Raw genomic sequence first — 20,085 nt, 5'->3', positions numbered from 1 at the left:
AACCCTGTCAACACTGGCAGGGTTTTTTGTTTTCAGCCTCTCGGACCTAAGTAAAGCCCTTTCAACGGCCTGTACTCCTCCGTTTTTCTTTCTAATATTTTCTGCAACGGGCTTAATCTTTTAGCATCGAAATCCGTAATGAGCTTAGCTAAGGCTACCACGGGCATATAGTGGTTTAGAACTGCTAAAGCCCGCAATCATTGAATTCAGCACTCTATTAAGCATAACCTGATATTTTAAAAATTGCACAGATAAATAACGGCATGAGAACCCAGCAAATGCCCGGACAAGTATGGAAGTATAATAATCGAAAGAGCATACCCTGTGCACGCCTAAACGCATAGCTTAATCAGCGAGAAAACGAATGAAAATCATCGATTTGCGCATCATGCGCGGGCCAAACTATTGGTCAGTAAAACACCCCAAGCTTATTGTTATCAAGTTGGCTCTGGAGGAGCTAAGCCATGAGTCAACAAAAGACTATCCGCAACTTCTATCCCGGTTGAGAAAGATCTTCCCTGATATGCAGCTTCACCGCGCTACAGAAGGCGTTGAGGGCGGATTTTTCAAGTCAGTGGAGGATGGTACCACCTTTGGGCACGTGGTGCAGCATGTGGCACTGGAACTGCAAACAATGGCAGGTATGGAAAGTGGCTACGGACGTTGCTATCCGGCACGGGAAGAGGGACAGATGACAGTCGTGTTCTCGTACCAGGAGGAGCGGGCTGGAGAGTATGCGGCCTATGCTGCCGTACGCATCACAAATGCTCTGGCAAAAGGCGAGAAGTATAACCTGAATGAGGATATCACGCGCCTGCACGACATCCGTGAGGATGAGTACTTTGGCCCTAGTACCTACTCCATAGTATCGGAGGCGAAAAGCCGCGGCATACCCTATATCCGCCTCAACCGCCATTCGCTCATACAGCTGGGCTATGGTGTAAACCAGAAGCGTATACAGGCCACCATGACTTCGGGCACGGCCTGCTTTGCCGTAGAGATAGCCGGAGACAAGAAGGCCACCAAGGATATACTGTACGAGGCGGGCATACCGGTGCCGAAGGGACGAACCATAAGCACGGCTGAAGAGCTGAAGAAGGCCATCGACTGGCTTGGCTTCCCAGTTGTTACCAAACCCTTGGACGGAAACCACGGGAAAGGGGCCACCATCAATATCACGAACCTTAAGGATGCGCTGAAGGGTTTTCAGGAAGCAAAAAAGTACTCGCAGTGGGTAATGGTGGAGCAGTACATCCAGGGCTTTGACTTCCGGTTGCTGGTGATAAACGGCAAGTTTGTGGCAGCTGCCAAGCGTACCCCGGCAATGGTTACCGGCGATGGCACCTCCACAATTAAGCAGCTGATAGAACGCGAGAACAAAGACCCGAGGCGCGGCATTGGCCATGAGAAGGCGCTTACCAGGATAAACCTGGACAAGCATACCCAGAACTTGCTCAAGCAGCTAAACCTTACTACTACGTCGGTGCTGCCGGCAGGGGAGGTGCTGTACCTGAAGAGCACAGCCAACATCAGTACAGGGGGCACGGCAACTGACGTAACTGATCTGGTAGATCCCTACAACGTGCTCATGGCCGAGCGCATAGCGGGATTAATAGGGCTGGACATCTGCGGAATTGACGTGATGACTACCGATATCGCTATACCACTGAATGAGGCGCGTGGCGCTGTGTTGGAGGTGAACGCGGCTCCTGGCTTCCGGATGCACATTTCGCCTACCTACGGCCTGCCCCGAAACGTAGCGGAACCGGTCATGGACATGCTTTTCCCACGCCATGCGCCCGCCCGCATCCCGATTATCGCTGTTACGGGCACCAATGGTAAAACCACCACCACCCGCCTGATCGCGCACATGGTAAAACACATAGGCTACCAGGTAGGTTATACTACAACCGAGGGTATCTACATTCAGGATAAGTTGCTGGAGAAAGGCGATACCACGGGTTCTTACAGCGCCCAGTTTGTGCTGAAAGACCCAACCGTGAACTTTGCGGTACTGGAGTGTGCCCGTGGTGGTTTGCTGCGCTCAGGCTTAGGTTTCGATCAGTGCGATATCGGCATTGTGACCAACGTTAGCTCTGATCACCTTGGTTTGGGAGATATTCATACGTTGGAAGAACTGGCCCAACTGAAGGCAGTGGTAGCAAAGAGTGTGAGCAAGGACGGATACGCCATACTTAACGCCGATGACGACCTGGTGTATGCCATGGCTGAGGAAGTGAGCAGTAAAGTAGCCTTCTTCAGCATGGACGAGAACAACCCACGCATTCTGAAGCATATTGCCAAAGGCGGGTTGGCGGCAGTTTTTGAGAATGGCTTTATTTCCATCTTCAAGAACAGCTATAAGATCCGGATTGATCGGGTGGCCGATGTGCCGCTAACCTTTGGAGGCAAGGCAAGGTTTAACATCGAGAATATCCTGGCTGCCGTTTTAGCCGGCTATATCTCGCACTTTGACATAGAGGATATCAAGACATCGCTGCGCACGTTCATTCCTTCGCCTAACAAGACACCGGGCCGCATGAACCTGTTTAAGTTCCCGACTTTTGAGGTGCTGGTGGATTATGCCCACAACGTGGGTGGCCTCAAAGCCATCGGGGAGTATATGAACGCCCTGGAGGTATCCAAGAAAGTGGGTGTGGTGGCCGCAGTTGGCGACAGGCGCGAGGAGGATTTTTACCAGATAGGCCGTGTGTCTGCTGAGATCTTTGATGAGGTGATAGTACGCCTTGACAGTGATTTGCGTGGCCGTAAGCCGGAGGAGATCCTGGAGCCGCTTTTAAGAGGCATTGCCGATGTAGATCCTAGCAAACCAGTGAAGCAAATTCCAAACGAGATGCGGGCCATCGCCTTTGCGCTGGAGAACGCGGAGCCTGGGTCCATGGTGGCTATTTTCACAGAGGATGTGCATGAATCGGTGAAAATGGTGGAGAGTTTCAAGGTTATTCAGGATAGAAAAGTTTTTGTAGAATAATGCAGCCTTTATGCCGTTAATCAAGTATAAGTACCGCAAAAGAGACTCAAAGATATTTATATAGAAATAAATGTGAACGATGGACTAAAGCCCCTGCCCCAGGTAAGGGCTTTTTTTATTGTTCTATAATCAAGTATAGCATACTAGTAGTATGGCCTCCGAGTGAGCCGCTTATCAGACTGCCTGAAAAGTATAAAGCCCCTGCCGGTAGAGCAGGGGCTTTATACTTTGGATAAGGAAAATGTTCTTACTTCAAAACGAAAGTGGTCTTTCCAATCAGGAAGCCATCTGTGTAAAGCTCTACTGTGTGCTGGCCTTTCTTGTACTCAGCATTTTTATTGTAGGTAAAGCTCAGTTCCTGCTGTGTATTATCAAACACGAAATCGCGCTTGGCTGTGTAGTACATGTCTTCGCCATCAATTTGGAACATACCCGAGCCTGTTGTCAGGTTATAGAGGGCGGCACCGTCTGGCTCAATCATGCGCATGTAAACTGTTTTAGGCTCTTGCTTGGCCACGTCATTTTTCGCCAGTTTAAAATCTATGCGGATTTTATCAACCTGCTTGGCTCTGTACTCATTGTCAGCATCGTCTTTCTCTTTACCGCGCTGGTTAATGATGTTTACGTTGATGCGCTGCGTCTCAAGCCTGGAGGCAAGTCTTACCTGCTGGTTCAGCTCAGCGTTGGTGGATCGCATCGTAGTCAGGCTGTCCGAAAGGCGCGTTTGCGTCGTTTTCAGGTCGGTGTTCTCCGTGAACAGCACCTCGTTGTCTTCCTTCAGACGGGCTATTTCCTGATCTTTCTCCTGCAGCTGCTTCTCGAAGGCGGAGGCTCTGTCGCGGAAACGGCGCTGGTCAGCCAGACTGTAGCTACGTTTTCTGAAACCACGCAGTTCCTGCAGGTCGGAGTTAATGGTGGCAATCTGCGCCTCCAGCGAGTCGTTGGCCAGGCCCATTGCGCTTAGCTCCTGGCTCTGCCGCTCAAAGTCAGCTTTCAGCGCCTCGTAAATCTTAATCTGGTTTTCCAGCTCAACGTCCTTTACCTTAATGATCTCGGCCTGTTCCTCGGTTTTCTCCGCTTTCTGGTAATTCATGTAAATAAGGATACCATTGATGCTGATAAGCACCACCAGGAGGCCACTGATTAACAGTTTACGGTTACTGCGGTTCTCAGGAGTGTTTGTAGACATATTTAAAATTTTGGTTACCCGATGTTATACTTTGTGTTAAAGTTTAGCACTATTTGGTAGCAGTGCAAGCGTCAAATATATAAATTAGATTCTATAATAGAAGCAAGATGAACCGAGATTTTAATGCATCGTACTGGCAGCAGCGCTACCAGCAAAACCAGACAGGCTGGGATGTTGGCAGTATAACGCCGCCCCTGAAACAATATTTTGACCAGCTAGAGAACAAAGCGCTGCGTATTTTGATTCCGGGCTGCGGAAACGCCTATGAGGCTGAGTATTTGCACAAAAACGGTTTCACAGAAGTATACGTAGCTGATGTGGCTGCAGAGCCTTTGCATAACCTGCTGCACCGCAACCCAACCTTTCCGGAGAGCCACCTGCTGCACCAGGACTTTTTCTCCTTGCAAGGCATTTACGACCTGATAGTGGAGCAAACCTTCTTCTGCGCCCTTGATCCAACGCTACGCGCCGCCTATGCCCGCAAGTGCGCGGAACTGCTTCAGCCAAACGGTACGCTGATGGGACTCTTGTTCAACACCGTTTTTGAGAAAGAAGGCCCGCCCTTTGGAGGTACCCGCGAAGAGTACGTATCTTACTTTGCGTCATACTTCGAGTTTATCCATTTCGAAACGGCCTATAACTCCATCCCCCCGCGGCAGGGGAAAGAACTGTTTATAGAGCTGAAAGCATTGAAGTTAGAAAGTTAAAAAGTTAGAAAGTTAAAAAGTTAGAAGGTTATAAAGTGATGGTTAGATTATGTTGCTAATAGTTTGTTCAGCAGGGGGCAAGTAGTGTTTTAAATAAAGGTTTCTGAGGCCGACTTCGTAAGGAGTTATATTTAACTTTCTAATTTTCTAACTTTTTAACTTTCTAACTCTTATTACCTTTGCAGAGCCGGTAAGGCAAGTATAAAAGCAAACAAACTATGTTCGAAATACCAAAACTAAAGTATACAGACAGTGGCAATTTCTTCCTGATGGCTGGCCCTTGTGCCATTGAAGGAGAGGAAATGGCTCTGGATATTGCAGAGCGCATCAAGGTAATTACTGACAAGCTGCAGATTCCGTGGATCTTTAAGGGCTCTTACCGCAAGGCCAATCGCTCCCGCCTCGACTCTTTCTGCGGCATCGGGGATGAGAAGGCGCTGCGCATTCTGGAGAAAGTAGGGAAGGAGTTTGACGTGCCTACCGTAACCGACATCCATGAAAGCGGTGAGGCTGCCATGGCCGCGGAGTACGTGGATGTGCTGCAGATCCCAGCTTTCCTTTGCCGCCAAACCGACCTGCTGGTAGCTGCCGCAAACACGGGCAAGGTGGTAAATATCAAGAAGGGTCAGTTTCTGTCCGGGGAGGCGATGCGCTTTGCCGTGGACAAGGTGCGTGAGTCAGGGAATGAGAAAGTTATACTTACAGACCGCGGTAACAGCTTTGGCTACTCTGACCTGGTGGTGGATTTCCGCAACATCCCGGCCATGCAGGCATCAGGCGCCCCGGTAGTAATGGACGTGACGCACTCGCTGCAGCAGCCAAACCAAAGCTCCGGTGTAACGGGCGGCAAGCCAGCCTTGATCGAAACAATTGCCAAGGCGGCCATTGCCATTGGTGCAGACGGTCTCTTCATCGAAACGCACCCGCAGCCAAGTATAGCCAAGTCCGACGGAGCCAACATGCTCCCGCTGGACCAACTGGAGGCGCTGCTGCAGAAACTGGTGCGCATCCGCCAGGCTATCAGCTAAAGCTTCTAGACAAAAGACCATTTGATAAAGGACTAAAGACTAATTTCGGTAACTCTTTAGTCCTTTGTCTTTTGTCACCAAGTCCTTTGTCAAAAGTATAAAGTAAAATCCTCCTTGGGCTGCTGCGGCCGGAAGAAAACCAGCCCTACAAAGTATAAATCCACTGTCTGGCGCACCTGCGGGTGGTGTTTTATCTCCTGCCAGGCCTGCTTCATCTCCACAGACCAGTAAATATCATCCAGCACCAGCACGGTGTTTTCATGGCACTTCTGCAGGCAGCTTTCAAAGTAACGCAGGGTTGGTTCGTAGCGGTGGTTGCCGTCCAGAAAGGCGAAATCTATACTTCCCAGCTGCTGTAGTTGCTTGTCTAGGGTGCTGTCCAGGTTGCCTTCTATAACCCGGATGTTGCGGTAGCCCTGCTTTTTAAAGTTCTCCCGGGCTGTGCGTGCAATGTTAGGGCACCCCTCAAAAGTATAAATCTGTCCATTCTTGCGTGCCTCCGCCAGGTAAGAGGTCGTTAGCCCCAGTGAAGTGCCTAACTCCAGTATGGTGTTGGGTTGCAGTTGGTTGACGAGCCGGAAGAGCAGTTGCCCATACTTGGCAGGCTTTGCCGAAGTGCGGGCGATATCCTTTATCTTCCGGGACTTCTGGTTTATACTTCTGGATCCGGCGCCGAAGTCGGTTACCTGCAGTTCCCGTTCGTCGCGCAGCAGTTGGTGGCGCAGCGCTTCAACCGTGTCGTATGCCCGGAAATGGCCGCTATGGTGCAGCACGCTGTGGTACAGGTCGAAGATGAAGGGGGAGTGGACGCCATGCAGCTTGAAGGCACGTGTCCGGTACAAAAGGTAATCAGCGGCTAATCGAAGGTGTGTCACAAGGGCTAAAAGTAGGGGAGAGGTAGAGGCCCGCTATACTTTTAAAGTATAGGAGAGCCTTTGGCCTGCAGGGCTAGTTCAATTTGTAGGGCACTACCAGCGTAAACTCAGGAATCGTCACATCGAAGTGGCGGCCATCCACGAGGCGCTCCATCAGGTAGGTGCCACGCATTTTGCCAATGCCCGTCTTCAGGTTGCACCCCGATACATACTCGTGTATTTCCCCTGGCTCCAGGGTAGGCTGCTGCCCAACAACGCCTTCGCCTTCCACCTCGCGCATCTGGCCTGTAGAGTCATGGATATACCAATGGCGGCGCAGCAGTTTTACGGTAAATTCGCTGCGGTTCTCTATTTTTATCCTGTAGGCAAAAACAAAGTGCTGCTGTACCGGGCTCGAGTAGTCCGGTAAGTAGTTGGTGGTAACCGTAATTTTTACACCTTCCGTTGTTTTTGTATCCATGTTCCAGAGTTTTTTGTATACTTAGAAACCAATCCGGCTGCCGCGCGTGCTGTAGCTTCTGTTAATCTAACCCATCAAGCCAAACTAACCCATGCATGTAAAGATAGAAGAAAGCTGGCAAAAAGTCTTACAAGATGAATTTGAAAAACCATACTTTAAGGAACTGGTTTCATTTGTAAAAGACGAATACACCGCCCAAAAAGTTTATCCGCCAGGCAACCAGATCTTTAATGCTTTTGAAATGTGCCCTTTTGATAAGGTGGAGGTCGTAATTTTAGGCCAGGACCCTTATCACGGACCAAAACAAGCCAACGGATTGGCCTTCTCCGTGAGCGATGAGGTGCGCATACCGCCTTCCCTGCTCAATATATTTAAAGAAATTAAGAGTGATTTAGGAAAAGACCTGCCGCCTACCGGAAACCTGGAGCGATGGGCCAAGCAAGGGGTGCTGCTGCTGAATGCGACGCTTACCGTACGTGCCGGTAATGCTGGCTCGCACCAGCGCAAAGGCTGGGAGGAGTTTACGGATGCCGTGGTAAAAAAAGTGAACGACCAGAAAGAGCATGTGGTGTTTATGCTTTGGGGAGCCTACGCGCAAAAGAAGGGCGCTTTTATTGATGAACGAAAGCACCTGGTGCTAAAGGCAGCACACCCGTCGCCCTTTGCCGCTGACCGTGGTTTTTTCGGTAGCCGCCACTTTAGCAAAGCCAACGCTTATCTGGAGCAGCACGGTAAAAAGCCTATTGATTGGTAAGATATATTTAGCGTTGCTATAACTATACTTTCTGGACGTAGAATTGCAGTCCGGCCGCTGGCGCGAGCTTGCAGCTTGTGCCTTTTATACTTCGGTTACATTCGTAAATAGCTGTTCCGGCCATCCTTGTCCAGAGCTAAAACTGCTGTGGACTTTAAAGTCTGCGTAAGCCATACTTTATACTTTGGCTATACTTCTATACTTGCTGATTTATACTTAGACTATACTTTCTTAGCCGCTGCCTCTCGCAATCAGAACCAGGCTATTTTTACTGGCTACCGTTCATCGTCCAGGCTTACATGAGCTACAGTTTCACCTCCTGCTTTCTGCCCTCCCAGGCCGGGAGGCCTCGCCTTCGAGCATCACGCTGTGTTCCCTCCTTGCCTCGCTTCGCTCAGCATACCCTTAACGGGCACCGGATCTCACAAGGCGCTCAACCCAAAGGCTGGGAATTACTCGATAGCCACTGCTTTTGCTGTCATCTCGACCATCGGGAGAGATCTGTTTAACATTCCGGATAGATCTCTCGCGCTGCTCGAGATGACAGAGGAAGGAGTAAGTATAATTCACCTCTCGGGAGGGGCTGGGGTGGGTTTACTGTCCGCGCAATAGCCTCAACTACTAAGCTTATACTTCAGCTACAGTAAAAACAGGCTCCCCTCCTTAGCCAAGGATGGGTAGGGGTGGTTGGATCTGGCACCACAACTTGCAAGATCAGTTGACAAACTCTACTTCATCGTCTTAAACTTCTGCTGCATCACTTCCTGCACCGACTGGTTTTTTATCTTGCTGTCGAGCCAGGAGATGATGTCAAAGTATAGGAAGGGGCGGCGGTAGAGCGGGTTGTTTGAAATTTGCAGCAGCTTCTCCTTTAGGTCTGCAAAGGCCGCTTTTAGCCCGTGCGGCTCTATATCGGGCAAGGTTCGAAGGAAGTCGAAGATGGCTACCTGCATCGGCTGGCGGTCGTTCATCTTGCCCAGGAAATGGAAAACAGACTTTACCTGGTAATCCAGCAGTTCGTCTTTTCCAGCCTCGTAATGCGCTACCAGGTTCAGGATGCGGGCAAAACACTGTATATCCTCCCGCAGGGTTACATCTTTATACTTGATGATTTTCTGCAAGTATAAAATGCAACTGGTGTAGTCGCCACTGCCAAAGTATAGACAGGCAATTTTGTAATAAAACACCAACTGGCGGTGTGGGTCCAGTTGCTGCTGAAAGACATTCAGATTACGCCTTATCTCCGGCACAATCTTAAGTCCTTCGGTAAAGCGTCCCTCCATAAAGAAGGCGTTTATCCGGTTGGTGTAGATGTAGAGGAAAAGCAGCATCTCGATGTTCGGGTTGCTGCGCCGGGTAGTGTCAGCCGCAAAGTCCTCCAACTTCACCAGGGCTTCCATAAATTTGCTGTAATACAGGGTGTTGTAGAGCGCCAGCAATAGGTTATGGAGTCCCTTGATGTAATTAGTGGTTTGCTGCTGCTTCATTAGCGGCTCCTCGTCAAACAGGTCCACCCACTTTTGTGCATAGCGGTAACAGGCTTTGAAGTCCTGCAGGATGTAATGGTACCACACATGCGCTTGGTAATAGCTGAGCTTTTCAGCGAAGCTGGCCTGCTTCAAATCAAGCGCAGGCACGTTGGCCTTAAAGAAAGTCTTTAGCTGATGGCATTCCTCCGGGGTGCGGGCGTGGCCCATTTTAATGTAGAGGCCGTAAAGGCGCAGGGCTAGGTCGGAGTTGTGGTGTAGCCTGCCCAGGTGGCCGAGCAGGTCGCTGGTTTCCTCGGTCAGCACTTCGGCACGCCCTTCCAGGCTACGGGTAATGTACTGCTGCTCAATCTGCTTCTCAAAAGTATGGGCAGTGAGCGCCACGTGCAGGTGCGCGCTTTGCCGGGCCACGGCCTTTACCTTTTCCAGCATTTTAAGGCTTTGCTGGTAGAGGCCTTTGTTATATAGCACCCGGGCGTAGTCCAGTTGCTCGTGCAGTTGAATATCGGCGTTCTGGTTGGCATGGTACAGCCTGAGGCTGGCCAGCAGCTGCTTGTACAGGTTGGCCTTCTGATTGGCTAGCTGCACCTTCTTTATCCCCGGCACCAGGCGCAGCACACGTTCCTCGTCATACACTGCCATGCTTTCCAGCGCATCGAAGAGCTGCAGGAACTTTATGTCGCTGTTAGAGCCCTGGCGGGTGGCAAAAAGCCTGAAATGACGCTTCTCTGAGCGGGCCAGCGATTTTATCAACTGAAATACTGTATCCTGAGAAGCGTTTGCCATTGTAAATGAGTTATATGTATTATGGTGAATATCAATTAATTACAAAGAAGTAAACTATATTTAGAAATAGTATGAACCCCTAAAAATAGTTTTTGCAGCAGGAAGAAATAGCGCTATTTAGTAATTGAATATAAGGCAAAGTTAACCTGAAAAGAGGTAACCGGCACCTTTCACACAGCAGGGAAGCATGGTTTATACTTTGCCCGGCGTATTAAAATTCGAAAACCAGATGTTTATGCCCTGATTCAATAGCGTCAGGCATCAAAATAAAGGAAATAGTTTTGATTAGTTTTTAATTCCAGATTGATTAAGCTGCAAGCTTCTGGACTGCAGTTTTCTGACAAAGTGTAACCTCTGTTGCACTAATAAAGCCGCTGATATGGGTTTCAGCGGCTTCTTTTTTTATTGCCAGCGGGTGCTGCTAAAGTTTTTGGGGTCAAACCAGCTTTTGTCAGTGCTCTTCGGGAAGCTCATGTTAAAGTACTCCTCGCGCAGGGTGGTTTCTCCGTTTGTTTTGAAAATGATTTCGGTCGCCACCCAGTAGTCTTCCAGCATCTGATAGTTGTTAATCTCCACATCGCGGGTGCTGCCCTTGCTGTTGGTAAGTACCCGCAGCACATACAGCCGCTCCTTGTCTATCCAAAACTGGCTGCTGCTGCTATCGGCAGGGTTATTGGCGCCCACCACAATGGCTTTGCGGCCTTGCCAGTCGGTTTCGTATACTTTGTTTAGGTCGATATTGAGCTGGTTCAACTTCGAGATGGTTTCCTCCGGCTTCAGGAAGTAGACATCAAAGGAGAGCAACACAAGCGGGTGTATCTGCGGCATTTTGCCAGCCAGTTGGTTCTCCTGGAAGCGATAGACCGAATCCTGGGCAAAGATGACTCCGTTGCCACTCTCAAAACCATCGAAACGGATGTGCAGTAGCCCGGGCTGGCTGTAGATCTCCTGCCATACTTCCTCTTTGGTTACCTGGCCGTTTTCGTAAAAAATGGCGCGCTGCTCAAACTGGAAATTAGGATACCACTTGCCCTGCCAGCGCTTATACATGGCTTTTACTACTTCGGTGCCGTTTTTATACGTTGGCTTGGGAGCCAGGGCAAAGCCCAAGCTGGAGAAAAGGGACAGGCAAAGCAGCAGGATGCCGCCGCCGGTAATCAGGTGTTTTTTCATAGTTATAGCGTTGTGTAAAAATTTCGCGCCAAATTACTAATTTCCTGTGATGTTGCGCTATACTTTCGTGGCGCTATACTTTAGAAATCGTATCTTCATACTTCCTAATTCTAAATGATATGCTGAAGATTTACCATAACACCCGTTGCAGCAAAAGCCGCCAAACCTTGGAACTCATTAACCAGGCAGGGCAGGAGGTAGAGGTAGTGGAATACCTCAAGACACCGCCCACGGCCAGCGAACTACGCGACATTCTGCAGAAGCTGAACATGAAGCCAGAACAGCTGCTTCGCAAAGGCGAGGCCATCTACAAGGAAAAGTATAAAGGTAGAGAGCTCACCGATGAGGAGTGGATACAGGCCATGGTAGAGAACCCGGTGCTAATCGAGCGGCCCATCGTGGTGAAGGATAACAAAGCCGTGCTGGGCCGCCCGCCGGAGAAGGTGCAGGAGTTGCTGTAAGGGTGCTGGGAACGAATTGAGGTGATGAAAAGCAGTTTGATTGTTTTCCTGGCCATTCATCTTGTCACACCCATGATCGGGCTGATTTTCTATTTAAGGCTTTTACAGAAAATAAAAATAGAAAACGTAGAAGACCCGCCAATCATTGACCTTTTTTTGACTTTTGCTACGTATGGTGGGCTCTTACTCATTATCCTGACAACAATCTTTTGGGAATGGTCTGCTATGGCTTCGCTTGGTCCTTTCTATCTATTTACTTTAGGGCCAATAGTGATGGGAGTAATAGCATACAGGAATTATAAGAAGAGAAATGTATCTAAATACCATGAGTGGACATATCAGGCAGGGAAAGCATATTTTCTATTTCTTGTATTGTCCATTTTCATTGGTGTTATAGTTGAACACTAAGCTAAGCTTACAAAGACGTGATTACACTTAGGCTTTGCAATGATAAGTCACTTAACAAAAGTACAAAGTATACAAACAGCAAGAGCAGCCCAACCGAGCTGCTCTTGCTGTTTATACGGTATAATGCTATACTTTTAAATTCTTCTGATCTGCGCACCGAGGGCGTTCAAACGGCCATCAATGTTTTGGTAGCCGCGGTCGATTTGCTCTACGTTGTCGATGATGCTGGTGCCTTCGGCGGAAAGGGCTGCGATGAGCAGGGCTACACCAGCACGGATGTCAGGAGAGGTCATGCGGATGCCACGCAGCGGAATTTGCTTGTTCTGACCGATAACAGTAGCGCGGTGCGGGTCGCAAAGTATAATCTGCGCACCCATATCGATGAGCTTGTCCACGAAAAACAGGCGGCTTTCAAACATCTTCTGGTGAATTAGCACCGTGCCTTTGGCTTGCGTGGCCACTACCAGCGCCACGCTCAGCAGGTCCGGAGTCAGGCCCGGCCAGGTATGGTCTGAAATATTCAGGATGCTTCCGTCGATGTAGGTATCCACCTCGTAGCGGTCCTGCTCCGGAATAAAAATGTCATCGCCACGGAATTCCATCTTGATGCCCAACCGCATGAAAGTATCGGGTATCAGGCCCAACTCTGGAATCTGGCAGTCTTTGATGGTGATTTCAGAGCCTGTCATGGCGGCCATACCTATAAACGAGCCAATCTCGATCATGTCCGGCAGCATGCGGTGCTCCGTGCCACCCAGCTTCTCCACGCCCTCCACAACCAACAGGTTAGAGCCGATGCCGCTGATCTTTGCACCCATGCGGTTAAGCATGCGGCTCAGCTGCTGCACGTAAGGCTCGCAGGCGGCGTTATAAATGGTGGTAGTGCCCTCGGCCAGCACGGCAGCCATCAGGATGTTGGCAGTGCCCGTTACGGATGCCTCGTCCAATAGCATGTAGGCCCCTTTCAGGCGCTCCGCTGTGGCGCTGTAGAATACGTCCGGTGTGTCATAGTTAAATTTTGCACCCAGCTTCTCCAAGCCGATAAAGTGCGTGTCCAGTCGGCGGCGACCAATTTTATCGCCCCCTGGCTTGGGCATTTTAGCCTCACCGAAGCGGGCCAGCAGCGGGCCAACAATCATCACCGAGCCGCGGATGGCACGTCCCTGGTCCACAAACTGGTCAGTGTTCAGGTAGTCCAGGTTAATTTCATCAGCCTGGAAAGTATAGGTGTCGGGGGAGTTGCGCTCCACCTTCACGCCCAAATCGCGCAGCAGCTCGATGAGTTTATTTACGTCCCGGATGTCGGGCACATTCGAAATGACAACAGGTTCTGCGGTAAGCAACACGGCGCAAAGTATCTGCAGCGCCTCGTTTTTCGCGCCCTGCGGATAGATTTCGCCTCTGAGTTTGTTGCCGCCAATTACTTCAAAAGAAGCCATGTATTACTTATTTCTTTGATTAGAGGAACGGTTAGTTTTTTTGTTTCGGGGGCCCTGGTTTTGCGAGCGCTGCTGTTGGTGGCTGCTGTCCTGCTGCTTGGGGTTAGACTCAAACAGGTTGTTGCTCTCGATGTAAGCCAGGTCCATGTCCAGCTTGCCGTTGGAGATTTCTCGGATATCGCCCAGGATGACGTCATCGGTGATGTTGTCCTTGTTGTAAGACTTGTAAAGCGTCTTCATCAGTTTGCCGATGGAGATGATGGCTGCATCGCGCTCGCGTGGGTCTGTAAGCTCAGTAGCTCGCTTTATGAGCAACTCCACATTCTGGCCATAGTGCTTATACCTTGGCGTGTCGAATGGATAATCCATGGGTTGTGGCTTATCGTTCAGATACTCCATCGCGCTCAGCGGGTAGGGGGAGTCCACATCCAGGGTAGAGCCGGACATCACAAACAGGTGGTTCCAGAGTTTCTGCTGGTAGTCCTGGGTGTCGCGCAACTGTGGGTTTAGCTTGGCCATCAGGTTAATGAGCAGCTGCGACAGGCGCGTGCGCTCTTTGCGGTCCTCCAGCCTGGTGATGTAGTTGACCAGGTCCTGTACGTTGCGGCCATACTCCCGCAGCAAAAGCTCTTGTTTAAATGTGGTACTCGCTTCCATTTATCTCTATATATAAATTCAAAATTAGGGAATAATAATCAGTTTTGAATGAGTGATTGCGTGACTGAGTGAATTCTCTTCTACCTACCTTGCCCGATAGCAAAAAAGATAAATCGCAGCTTTCAGTAAACCTTGAATGCAGTATACTGAAATAATACGCACTCATTCACAATTACCCATGTATGCGTAGCTTGGCAAAGCTTAGGAGCAGGGTCTTTTCGCCCACTTCCTCAAAGTTGATGATGGCCTTGGTGCTGTTGCCTTGCGTGTCCATTTTGGTTACTACGCCGAAACCGAATTTAGGGTGCTCTACTTTCATGCCTGCGGCCAGGTTAGAGGTATCGCTGGGTTTAAAATCGGCAGGTGCGGTATAGTTGCTGGCGGCCTGCTTGCGCGCCTGTGGCTGCACCAAGCTGCTGATGCTGCTCTTGCGCTCCAGCACGCGATCAAATACGTTGCCGGTGCCTGTGTGGGTCTCGCCATACTTAAAGTTGAGGTACTTCGGGTCAATTTCGTCCAGGAAGCGGCTCTTCTCGCAGGCCCTCAGGTTGCCCCATTGATAACGGCTGGTGGCGTAGGTTAAGTATAATTTTTTCTCAGCACGGGTGATGGCCACGTAAAACAGGCGGCGCTCCTCCTCCAGGTCAGCGCGGGAATTGAGCATCATCTGGCTTGGGAAGAGGTTCTCTTCCATGCCTACGATAAACACATGCTTAAACTCCAGGCCTTTGGCAGAGTGGATGGTCATCAGGGTCACAAATTCGCCGTCGTCGGTGTCTTTTGTGTCAGCATCGGTTACCAGGGCAATGTCCTGCAGGAAGGCAGAGAGGCTTTTGTCTTCCTTCTCCGGGTCGTCCACATACTCTTTTATCGCGTTCAACAGCTCCTGTATGTTCTCATAACGCGCCAGGCCCTCCACGGTTTTGTCCTGGTAAAGCTCGTCTACAATGCCCGAGTGCTTGGCGATGTGCTTGGCTACCTCAAAGGCGTCGGTATTTTCGGCAATACGGGCAAAGTCGCGGATCATGATGGAGAAGTTCTCGATAGCCGTGCCCACGCGGTTGCCTAAAAACTCGGTGGCGTTCTGCACCACTTCCCACACGCTGTGGTTTGTGTCGTTGGCTACCACAAACAGCTTCTGCTCGGTTGTCTCGCCGATGCCTCGTTTTGGGTAGTTTATAACGCGCCTTAATGCCTGCTCATCGTTCGGGTTTACCGTCAGGCGCAGGTAGGCAATCAGGTCCTTGATCTCTTTGCGCTGGTAGAAGGAGAGGCCGCCCACAATTTTATACTTGATGTTCATGCGGCGCAGCGCCTCTTCCATGGCACGCGACTGGGCGTTGGTGCGGTAAAGTATGGCGAAGTCGTTATAGGAGAGGTGATTGTTCATCTTCTCCTCAAAAATGCTGGTGGCCACCAGCTTGCCCTCCTCGTTATCGGAGTTGGCCTTCATCACCTCAATCAGCGGACCCTGCTCGTTATCTGTAAACACATCCTTGCGCAACTGTGCCGTGTTGTTTTTGATAACAGAGTTGGCCGCGTGTACGATGTTCTTGGTGGATCGGTAGTTCTGCTCCAGCTTAAACACTTCCAGCTCCGGGTAGTCGCGCTCGAAGTTGAGGATGTTCTGGATATCGGCCCCACGGAAAGCGTAGATGGACTGCGCATCGTCGCCTACCACCACGATGTTGCGGTTCTGGGCAGCTAGCTTGCGCGTAATCAGGTACTGCGAGTAGTTCGTATCCTGATACTCGTCTACCATCACAAACTTAAAGATATTCTGGTATTTGTTCAGCGCATCCGGGTGGTCGCGGAAAAGCACGTTGGTCTGGAAAAGCAGGTCGTCGAAGTCCATGGCGCCGGCCCTGAAGCAGCGGTTCTGGTACTGCTCGTAAATTTTACCAATCTTGGGGCGCATGGCCGCCTCGTCGTCTGCCTGTATAACCGGGTCGTTGAGGTACTGCTTGTGCGAGATTAGCTTGTTTTTGGCTGAGGAGATGCGTCCCAGCACCACATTTGGCTTGTATAGTTTGTCGTCCAGGTTCATCTCCTTCACAATATTGCGAATGAGCGTCCGGGAATCGTCGGTATCGTAAATCGTGAAGCTTTTAGGATAGCCAATCTTATCGGCCTCGGCACGAAGTATGCGCGAGAACACCGAGTGGAAAGTGCCCATCCAGATGTTTTTAGCCTCGTTGCCGATCACCTTCTCAATACGGTGGCGCATTTCCTTGGCAGCCTTGTTGGTAAAGGTCAGGGCCAGAATATTGAACGGGTCAACGCCGATGCTTATCAGGTGGGCGATCCGGTAGGTCAGTACCCTGGTTTTACCGGAGCCGGCACCCGCGATGATCATGGCAGGGCCTTCGGTGTGTAATACAGCCGCGCGCTGCGACTCATTCAGTAAGCTTATGTAATCCATTTCTTCTCTTCCGCGTGCTTAAAGTCTTTGCAAGTTACGAATACAATTCCTTTTTCAGAACCGCACCCGGCAACTTATGGCCACCCTCTGGGAAAGTATAGAGTGGCTGTAGTAGGAACACCTTTTGGAGCGAAAGCGTTTAGGGGTGGGGCAAGTATAAAGCTAGTTCCGTGGGAGATTTGGTCGCATTTTTGATAAAGAGCCGGTAGCGTTATACTTTTGTATAGCAAACCCGCTGTTATTTTACATACTTTGATAGACCTTTCCAAAAATACATACCGTTTGCCAGCCATGAAAAAGCTATTGATGCTAGGCCTGTTGGCTAGCTTCAGCCACCTGGGTGTAGCGCAGACAAAACCCGCCGGTGCGGGCGCGGCCAAGCCCGCTACTACTGCCACCAAGCCTGCCTCTGCCCAGGGCAAAACGGCGGTAGCGGCTAAAACGGCTACGCCTCCTCCGGTTATCCGGCGCGTGTGGCGCACTCCGGCCATGGACGAGGCCATGCACTATTATACTTCGCTTAACTTCCAGAAAGCCCAGGAAAAGTTTAGAGCCGCCGCCGCACAGGGCGAGCATGACGCCAACTACTTTTTGGGTCGTATGCACCAGTACCGCGAGCTGAAGTATGATTCCGTGGAGATTGACACCGTGAAGCAGATTCATGACCCGGAGAAATATTTTGCAGCCAACCGCGACTCGGCTGACTATTATTATACCATGGCGCTGGACAGCGGAAGCGTGCTCGGCAACCTAGGCAAGGCGGAGCTGATGACCCTGCGCAGCGATGATGACAAGCAGCAGTTCCTGCAGCGCATGCGCACGGCTGCCATCGTTATCCGGGAGAAGGCCGTGGACGGCGACGCCTTCTGTAACCGCATACTGGGTAGCATGTACTATACAGGCTACGGCGAAATGCGGAACTATTCACTGGCGGCCAATTACCTGCTCCGCGCGGCACAGGTAGGCGATGTGGTGGCCTATACTTCGCTGGCCAACCTTTACCTGAACGGGGAGGGCGTGGCCAAAGACAATGAAAAGGCGGTATATTGGTTGCAGAAAGGCGTAGAGGCCGGCGAACGCGAGGCGATGTATACCATGGCACTATTGTTGGAGGAAGGCACCCTGGGCCAGGTGGAAATAGACAAGGCCCGCACCCTGTACCGCGAAGCCGTGGAGAAGGGCAGCGTGAACGCTTACGACCAATTGCTCTACATCAACCAAACGCCTGACCAGAAGGTGGTGATTGCGGCCATTAACCGTGACCCGCAGATGCTGGAGCGGGCGCTGGCCGCTGGCGGCAACCCGGACACCCAGGCCCAGCCCGACGACTACGAAACCAACCTGCAGCGGCGCACGCCCCTGATGCACGCCCTCTACCTGCCGATGCTGCTGGAAGATTACGGCGTAGAGTATGAGCCGGAGGCGCGTCTGAAGGCAGCCAGCCTGCTGCTCCGCAAGGGTGCTGACATCAATGCCCAGGATTTGAACGGGAAAACAGCCCTGCATTATGTGGTGGGCAGCTCGCGCATCCGGTCTGAGTACTATGAGCTGGAGCAGGTGCAGTTGCTGGACACGTTGCTGGCTAACGGGGCTAATCCCAACATCAAGGACAAGGAAGGCAACACGGCGCTGGCACAGGCGCTTACTGCCACCATTGGGCAGCACATTGGCATCATGGAACTGGAGAAGCTGCTGCAGTCCGGCGCTGACCCGAACGTGACCAACAACGAGGGCAAAACCCCGCTAATGATGGCCTGTAAAATTGACGCCAACTTTGAGATTATACTTGCCCTGCTGCAGGCCGGCGCCGATGTAACCATCACCGACAACGCAGGCATGGCTGCCATTGACTACACCAAGCACCAGAACGTGGAGAACATACTGCTGGCCGCTGGCTCGCGCCAGAAACTGCAGAAGTAAACACGGTTCAAAGTATAAGTATAAAGTATGGGAGGCGCCTAAAATGTGCCTCCCTTTTGTTTCTACCGGCCTTATTTGGCCTCCCGTTTAAACTTATTTATAGTTACCTTTGTCTTTCCATTATCAGGCGGTGAGGTTACCACTATGTCCGCCCTTATGCATCTTATAAAAAATGATAGTCCTTCAGAATACCGTTATCAGCGACGACGTGCGCGACCAGTTTTTTGTGTGCAACCTGGAGAAGTGTAAAGGAGCCTGCTGCGTAGAAGGCGACCTGGGCGCTCCGCTGGAGGAAGACGAGCTGGATATTCTGAAGGAAAGCTACGAGCACGTGAAGCCTTACATGTCGGAGGCGGGCGTGAAGGCGGTAGAGGAGCAGGGGCTGTACATCAAAGACTGGGAGGGCGATTTCTCAACCCCCACCATTGGTAACCGCGAGTGCGCCTATGCGATCTACGACGAGAACAACACGCTGAAGTGCGCCATCGAACAAGCTTACTACGATGGCAAGATTAGCTGGAAAAAACCGATATCGTGCCACCTGTACCCCATCCGGATTACAAAGTATGACGGGTTTGAGGCCCTGAACTATGACCGCTGGGGCATCTGCAGTGCCGCCTGCAGCTTTGGCCAGGATTTGGGCGTGCGGGTTTACCAGTTCCTCAAGGAGCCGCTGATTCGCAAGTATGGCGAGGCATGGTATGCAGAGCTGGAGCAGCTGATGGAAGCGGAATCCTCCTCTGTGAAGTAACGTGGAGCAGCGCCGCTTATCCGGAACGTTCTGCCTTTGAAGTGACCATTGTTTATACTTTCATTTTCCTCTTCGATATACCATGGCACTTATAACAGCGTATGGCCTTAGCTTCTACAAGATAGAAGTCGATAAAGATAAGAGTCTGTTAAGCTCCGTATGGCAGCGGCCTGTGAATACGGAGGAGCTGATTGCCGGCGGCACCAGGCTCTACGAAGCGCTGCGCGATACGCAGGCAGAAAAGGTTATTGCCGATGCCCGGCTTCTGGGCACTCTCTCACCGGAGGCAAAAGAGTGGATGGCTTCCAAATTCTATGGGCTGCTCTCTCAGACAAGTGTTAAGATGGTGGCCAGGGTGCTGCCCCAGAACCTGTTCCCCAGGCTGGCGCTGGAATCGGTTGTGACCAGGGCGGAGGCGCTGGGCGTGACCAGGTTTGATGTGAAGAACTTTACAGACCCCCAGGAGGCGCTAAAATGGCTGCTGAAGTAGCCGACTCCATATTAACTACAAGTATAAACTGCCGTTTCCCGATGGCAGTTTTTTTATTTTAAAAAGAAATAATTTTTTTTCTTGCA

At 50.8% G+C, this 20,085-nt stretch carries 18 protein-coding genes; 10 read left to right on the top strand and 8 right to left on the bottom strand.

Annotation, left to right across the window (positions count from 1 at the left end):
- The first annotated feature begins 364 nt into the window (after positions 1-364).
- Complete coding sequence (cphA, locus tag BM040_RS02150) at positions 365-2,992, top strand: cyanophycin synthetase (RefSeq protein WP_092098562.1); 2,628 nt, start codon at positions 365-367, stop codon at positions 2,990-2,992.
- 247 nt (positions 2,993-3,239) lie between these two features.
- On the opposite strand, the gene BM040_RS02145 is transcribed toward cphA, so the two are convergent.
- Positions 3,240-4,181 (bottom strand): hypothetical protein, encoded by a 942-nt coding sequence (locus tag BM040_RS02145; protein ID WP_092098560.1) that lies wholly within the window; start codon positions 4,179-4,181, stop codon positions 3,240-3,242.
- 107 nt (positions 4,182-4,288) lie between these two features.
- Between BM040_RS02145 and BM040_RS02140 the strand changes: the two genes are divergently transcribed.
- On the top strand, positions 4,289-4,888 hold the full coding sequence (locus BM040_RS02140) for a methyltransferase domain-containing protein (RefSeq protein WP_092098558.1): 600 nt from the start codon (positions 4,289-4,291) through the stop codon (positions 4,886-4,888).
- 218 nt (positions 4,889-5,106) lie between these two features.
- Positions 5,107-5,916 (top strand): 3-deoxy-8-phosphooctulonate synthase, encoded by an 810-nt coding sequence (gene kdsA / locus BM040_RS02135; protein ID WP_092098556.1) that lies wholly within the window; start codon positions 5,107-5,109, stop codon positions 5,914-5,916.
- Between the two features lie 89 nt (positions 5,917-6,005).
- Here kdsA and BM040_RS02130 read toward each other — a convergent pair whose 3' ends face one another.
- Together BM040_RS02130 and apaG are read right to left on the bottom strand one after the other, a co-directional pair.
- Positions 6,006-6,791: an O-methyltransferase gene (locus BM040_RS02130; RefSeq protein WP_092098554.1), complete on the bottom strand. Its 786-nt coding sequence runs from the start codon at positions 6,789-6,791 to the stop codon at positions 6,006-6,008.
- Between the two features lie 73 nt (positions 6,792-6,864).
- Entirely contained in the window at positions 6,865-7,251 is a 387-nt protein-coding gene (gene apaG / locus BM040_RS02125; RefSeq protein ID WP_092098552.1) for a Co2+/Mg2+ efflux protein ApaG, read from the bottom strand.
- A gap of 91 nt (positions 7,252-7,342) precedes the next feature.
- Between apaG and ung the strand changes: the two genes are divergently transcribed.
- Positions 7,343-8,005: a uracil-DNA glycosylase gene (gene ung, locus BM040_RS02120; RefSeq protein ID WP_092098550.1), complete on the top strand. Its 663-nt coding sequence runs from the start codon at positions 7,343-7,345 to the stop codon at positions 8,003-8,005.
- Between the two features lie 147 nt (positions 8,006-8,152).
- Complete coding sequence (locus BM040_RS21635; protein ID WP_175490946.1) at positions 8,153-8,308, top strand: hypothetical protein; 156 nt, start codon at positions 8,153-8,155, stop codon at positions 8,306-8,308.
- Between the two features lie 425 nt (positions 8,309-8,733).
- Here the strand turns inward: BM040_RS21635 and BM040_RS02115 are convergent, their stop codons facing one another.
- Positions 8,734-10,278, bottom strand: a complete 1,545-nt coding sequence (locus BM040_RS02115) for a hypothetical protein (protein ID WP_092098548.1) — start codon at positions 10,276-10,278, stop codon at positions 8,734-8,736.
- A 402-nt stretch (positions 10,279-10,680) separates the two neighbouring features.
- Positions 10,681-11,451: a LolA-like protein gene (locus BM040_RS02110; protein ID WP_092098546.1), complete on the bottom strand. Its 771-nt coding sequence runs from the start codon at positions 11,449-11,451 to the stop codon at positions 10,681-10,683.
- Positions 11,452-11,570: 119 nt separating this feature from the next.
- Between BM040_RS02110 and arsC the strand changes: the two genes are divergently transcribed.
- Both arsC and BM040_RS02100 read left to right on the top strand, forming a co-directional pair.
- Positions 11,571-11,912, top strand: a complete 342-nt coding sequence (gene arsC / locus BM040_RS02105) for an arsenate reductase (glutaredoxin) (protein WP_092098544.1) — start codon at positions 11,571-11,573, stop codon at positions 11,910-11,912.
- Between the two features lie 72 nt (positions 11,913-11,984).
- Positions 11,985-12,320, top strand: coding sequence for a hypothetical protein (locus tag BM040_RS02100; protein ID WP_139217741.1), 336 nt, complete (start codon positions 11,985-11,987; stop codon positions 12,318-12,320).
- Between the two features lie 134 nt (positions 12,321-12,454).
- Here BM040_RS02100 and murA read toward each other — a convergent pair whose 3' ends face one another.
- The 3 genes from murA to BM040_RS02085 all read right to left on the bottom strand — a co-directional run bounded on the left by murA (position 12,455) and on the right by BM040_RS02085 (position 16,838).
- Entirely contained in the window at positions 12,455-13,759 is a 1,305-nt protein-coding gene (murA, locus tag BM040_RS02095) for a UDP-N-acetylglucosamine 1-carboxyvinyltransferase (protein WP_092098540.1), read from the bottom strand.
- Between the two features lie 3 nt (positions 13,760-13,762).
- Positions 13,763-14,416 carry a DUF4290 domain-containing protein gene (locus tag BM040_RS02090; RefSeq protein WP_092098538.1) on the bottom strand — a complete coding sequence of 218 codons (654 nt, stop codon included), beginning with the start codon at positions 14,414-14,416 and terminating at the stop codon, positions 13,763-13,765.
- Positions 14,417-14,588: 172 nt separating this feature from the next.
- Positions 14,589-16,838 (bottom strand): ATP-dependent helicase, encoded by a 2,250-nt coding sequence (locus BM040_RS02085; protein WP_092098536.1) that lies wholly within the window; start codon positions 16,836-16,838, stop codon positions 14,589-14,591.
- Between the two features lie 291 nt (positions 16,839-17,129).
- Here BM040_RS02085 and BM040_RS02080 point away from each other — a divergent pair, with 291 nt between their 5' ends.
- The 3 genes from BM040_RS02080 (at position 17,130) to BM040_RS02070 (ending at position 19,999) form a co-directional block, all read left to right on the top strand.
- Positions 17,130-18,758, top strand: coding sequence for an ankyrin repeat domain-containing protein (locus tag BM040_RS02080; protein ID WP_092099436.1), 1,629 nt, complete (start codon positions 17,130-17,132; stop codon positions 18,756-18,758).
- Positions 18,759-18,930: 172 nt separating this feature from the next.
- Entirely contained in the window at positions 18,931-19,509 is a 579-nt protein-coding gene (locus BM040_RS02075; protein WP_092098534.1) for a DUF3109 family protein, read from the top strand.
- An 82-nt stretch (positions 19,510-19,591) separates the two neighbouring features.
- Entirely contained in the window at positions 19,592-19,999 is a 408-nt protein-coding gene (locus tag BM040_RS02070; protein WP_092098532.1) for a hypothetical protein, read from the top strand.
- Positions 20,000-20,085: the final 86 nt, after the last annotated feature.

Source organism: Pontibacter chinhatensis, assembly GCF_900113285.1.
GTDB classification, from domain to species: Bacteria; Bacteroidota; Bacteroidia; order Cytophagales; family Hymenobacteraceae; genus Pontibacter; species Pontibacter chinhatensis.
This window is presented reverse-complemented; position numbering and strand designations above follow the sequence as displayed.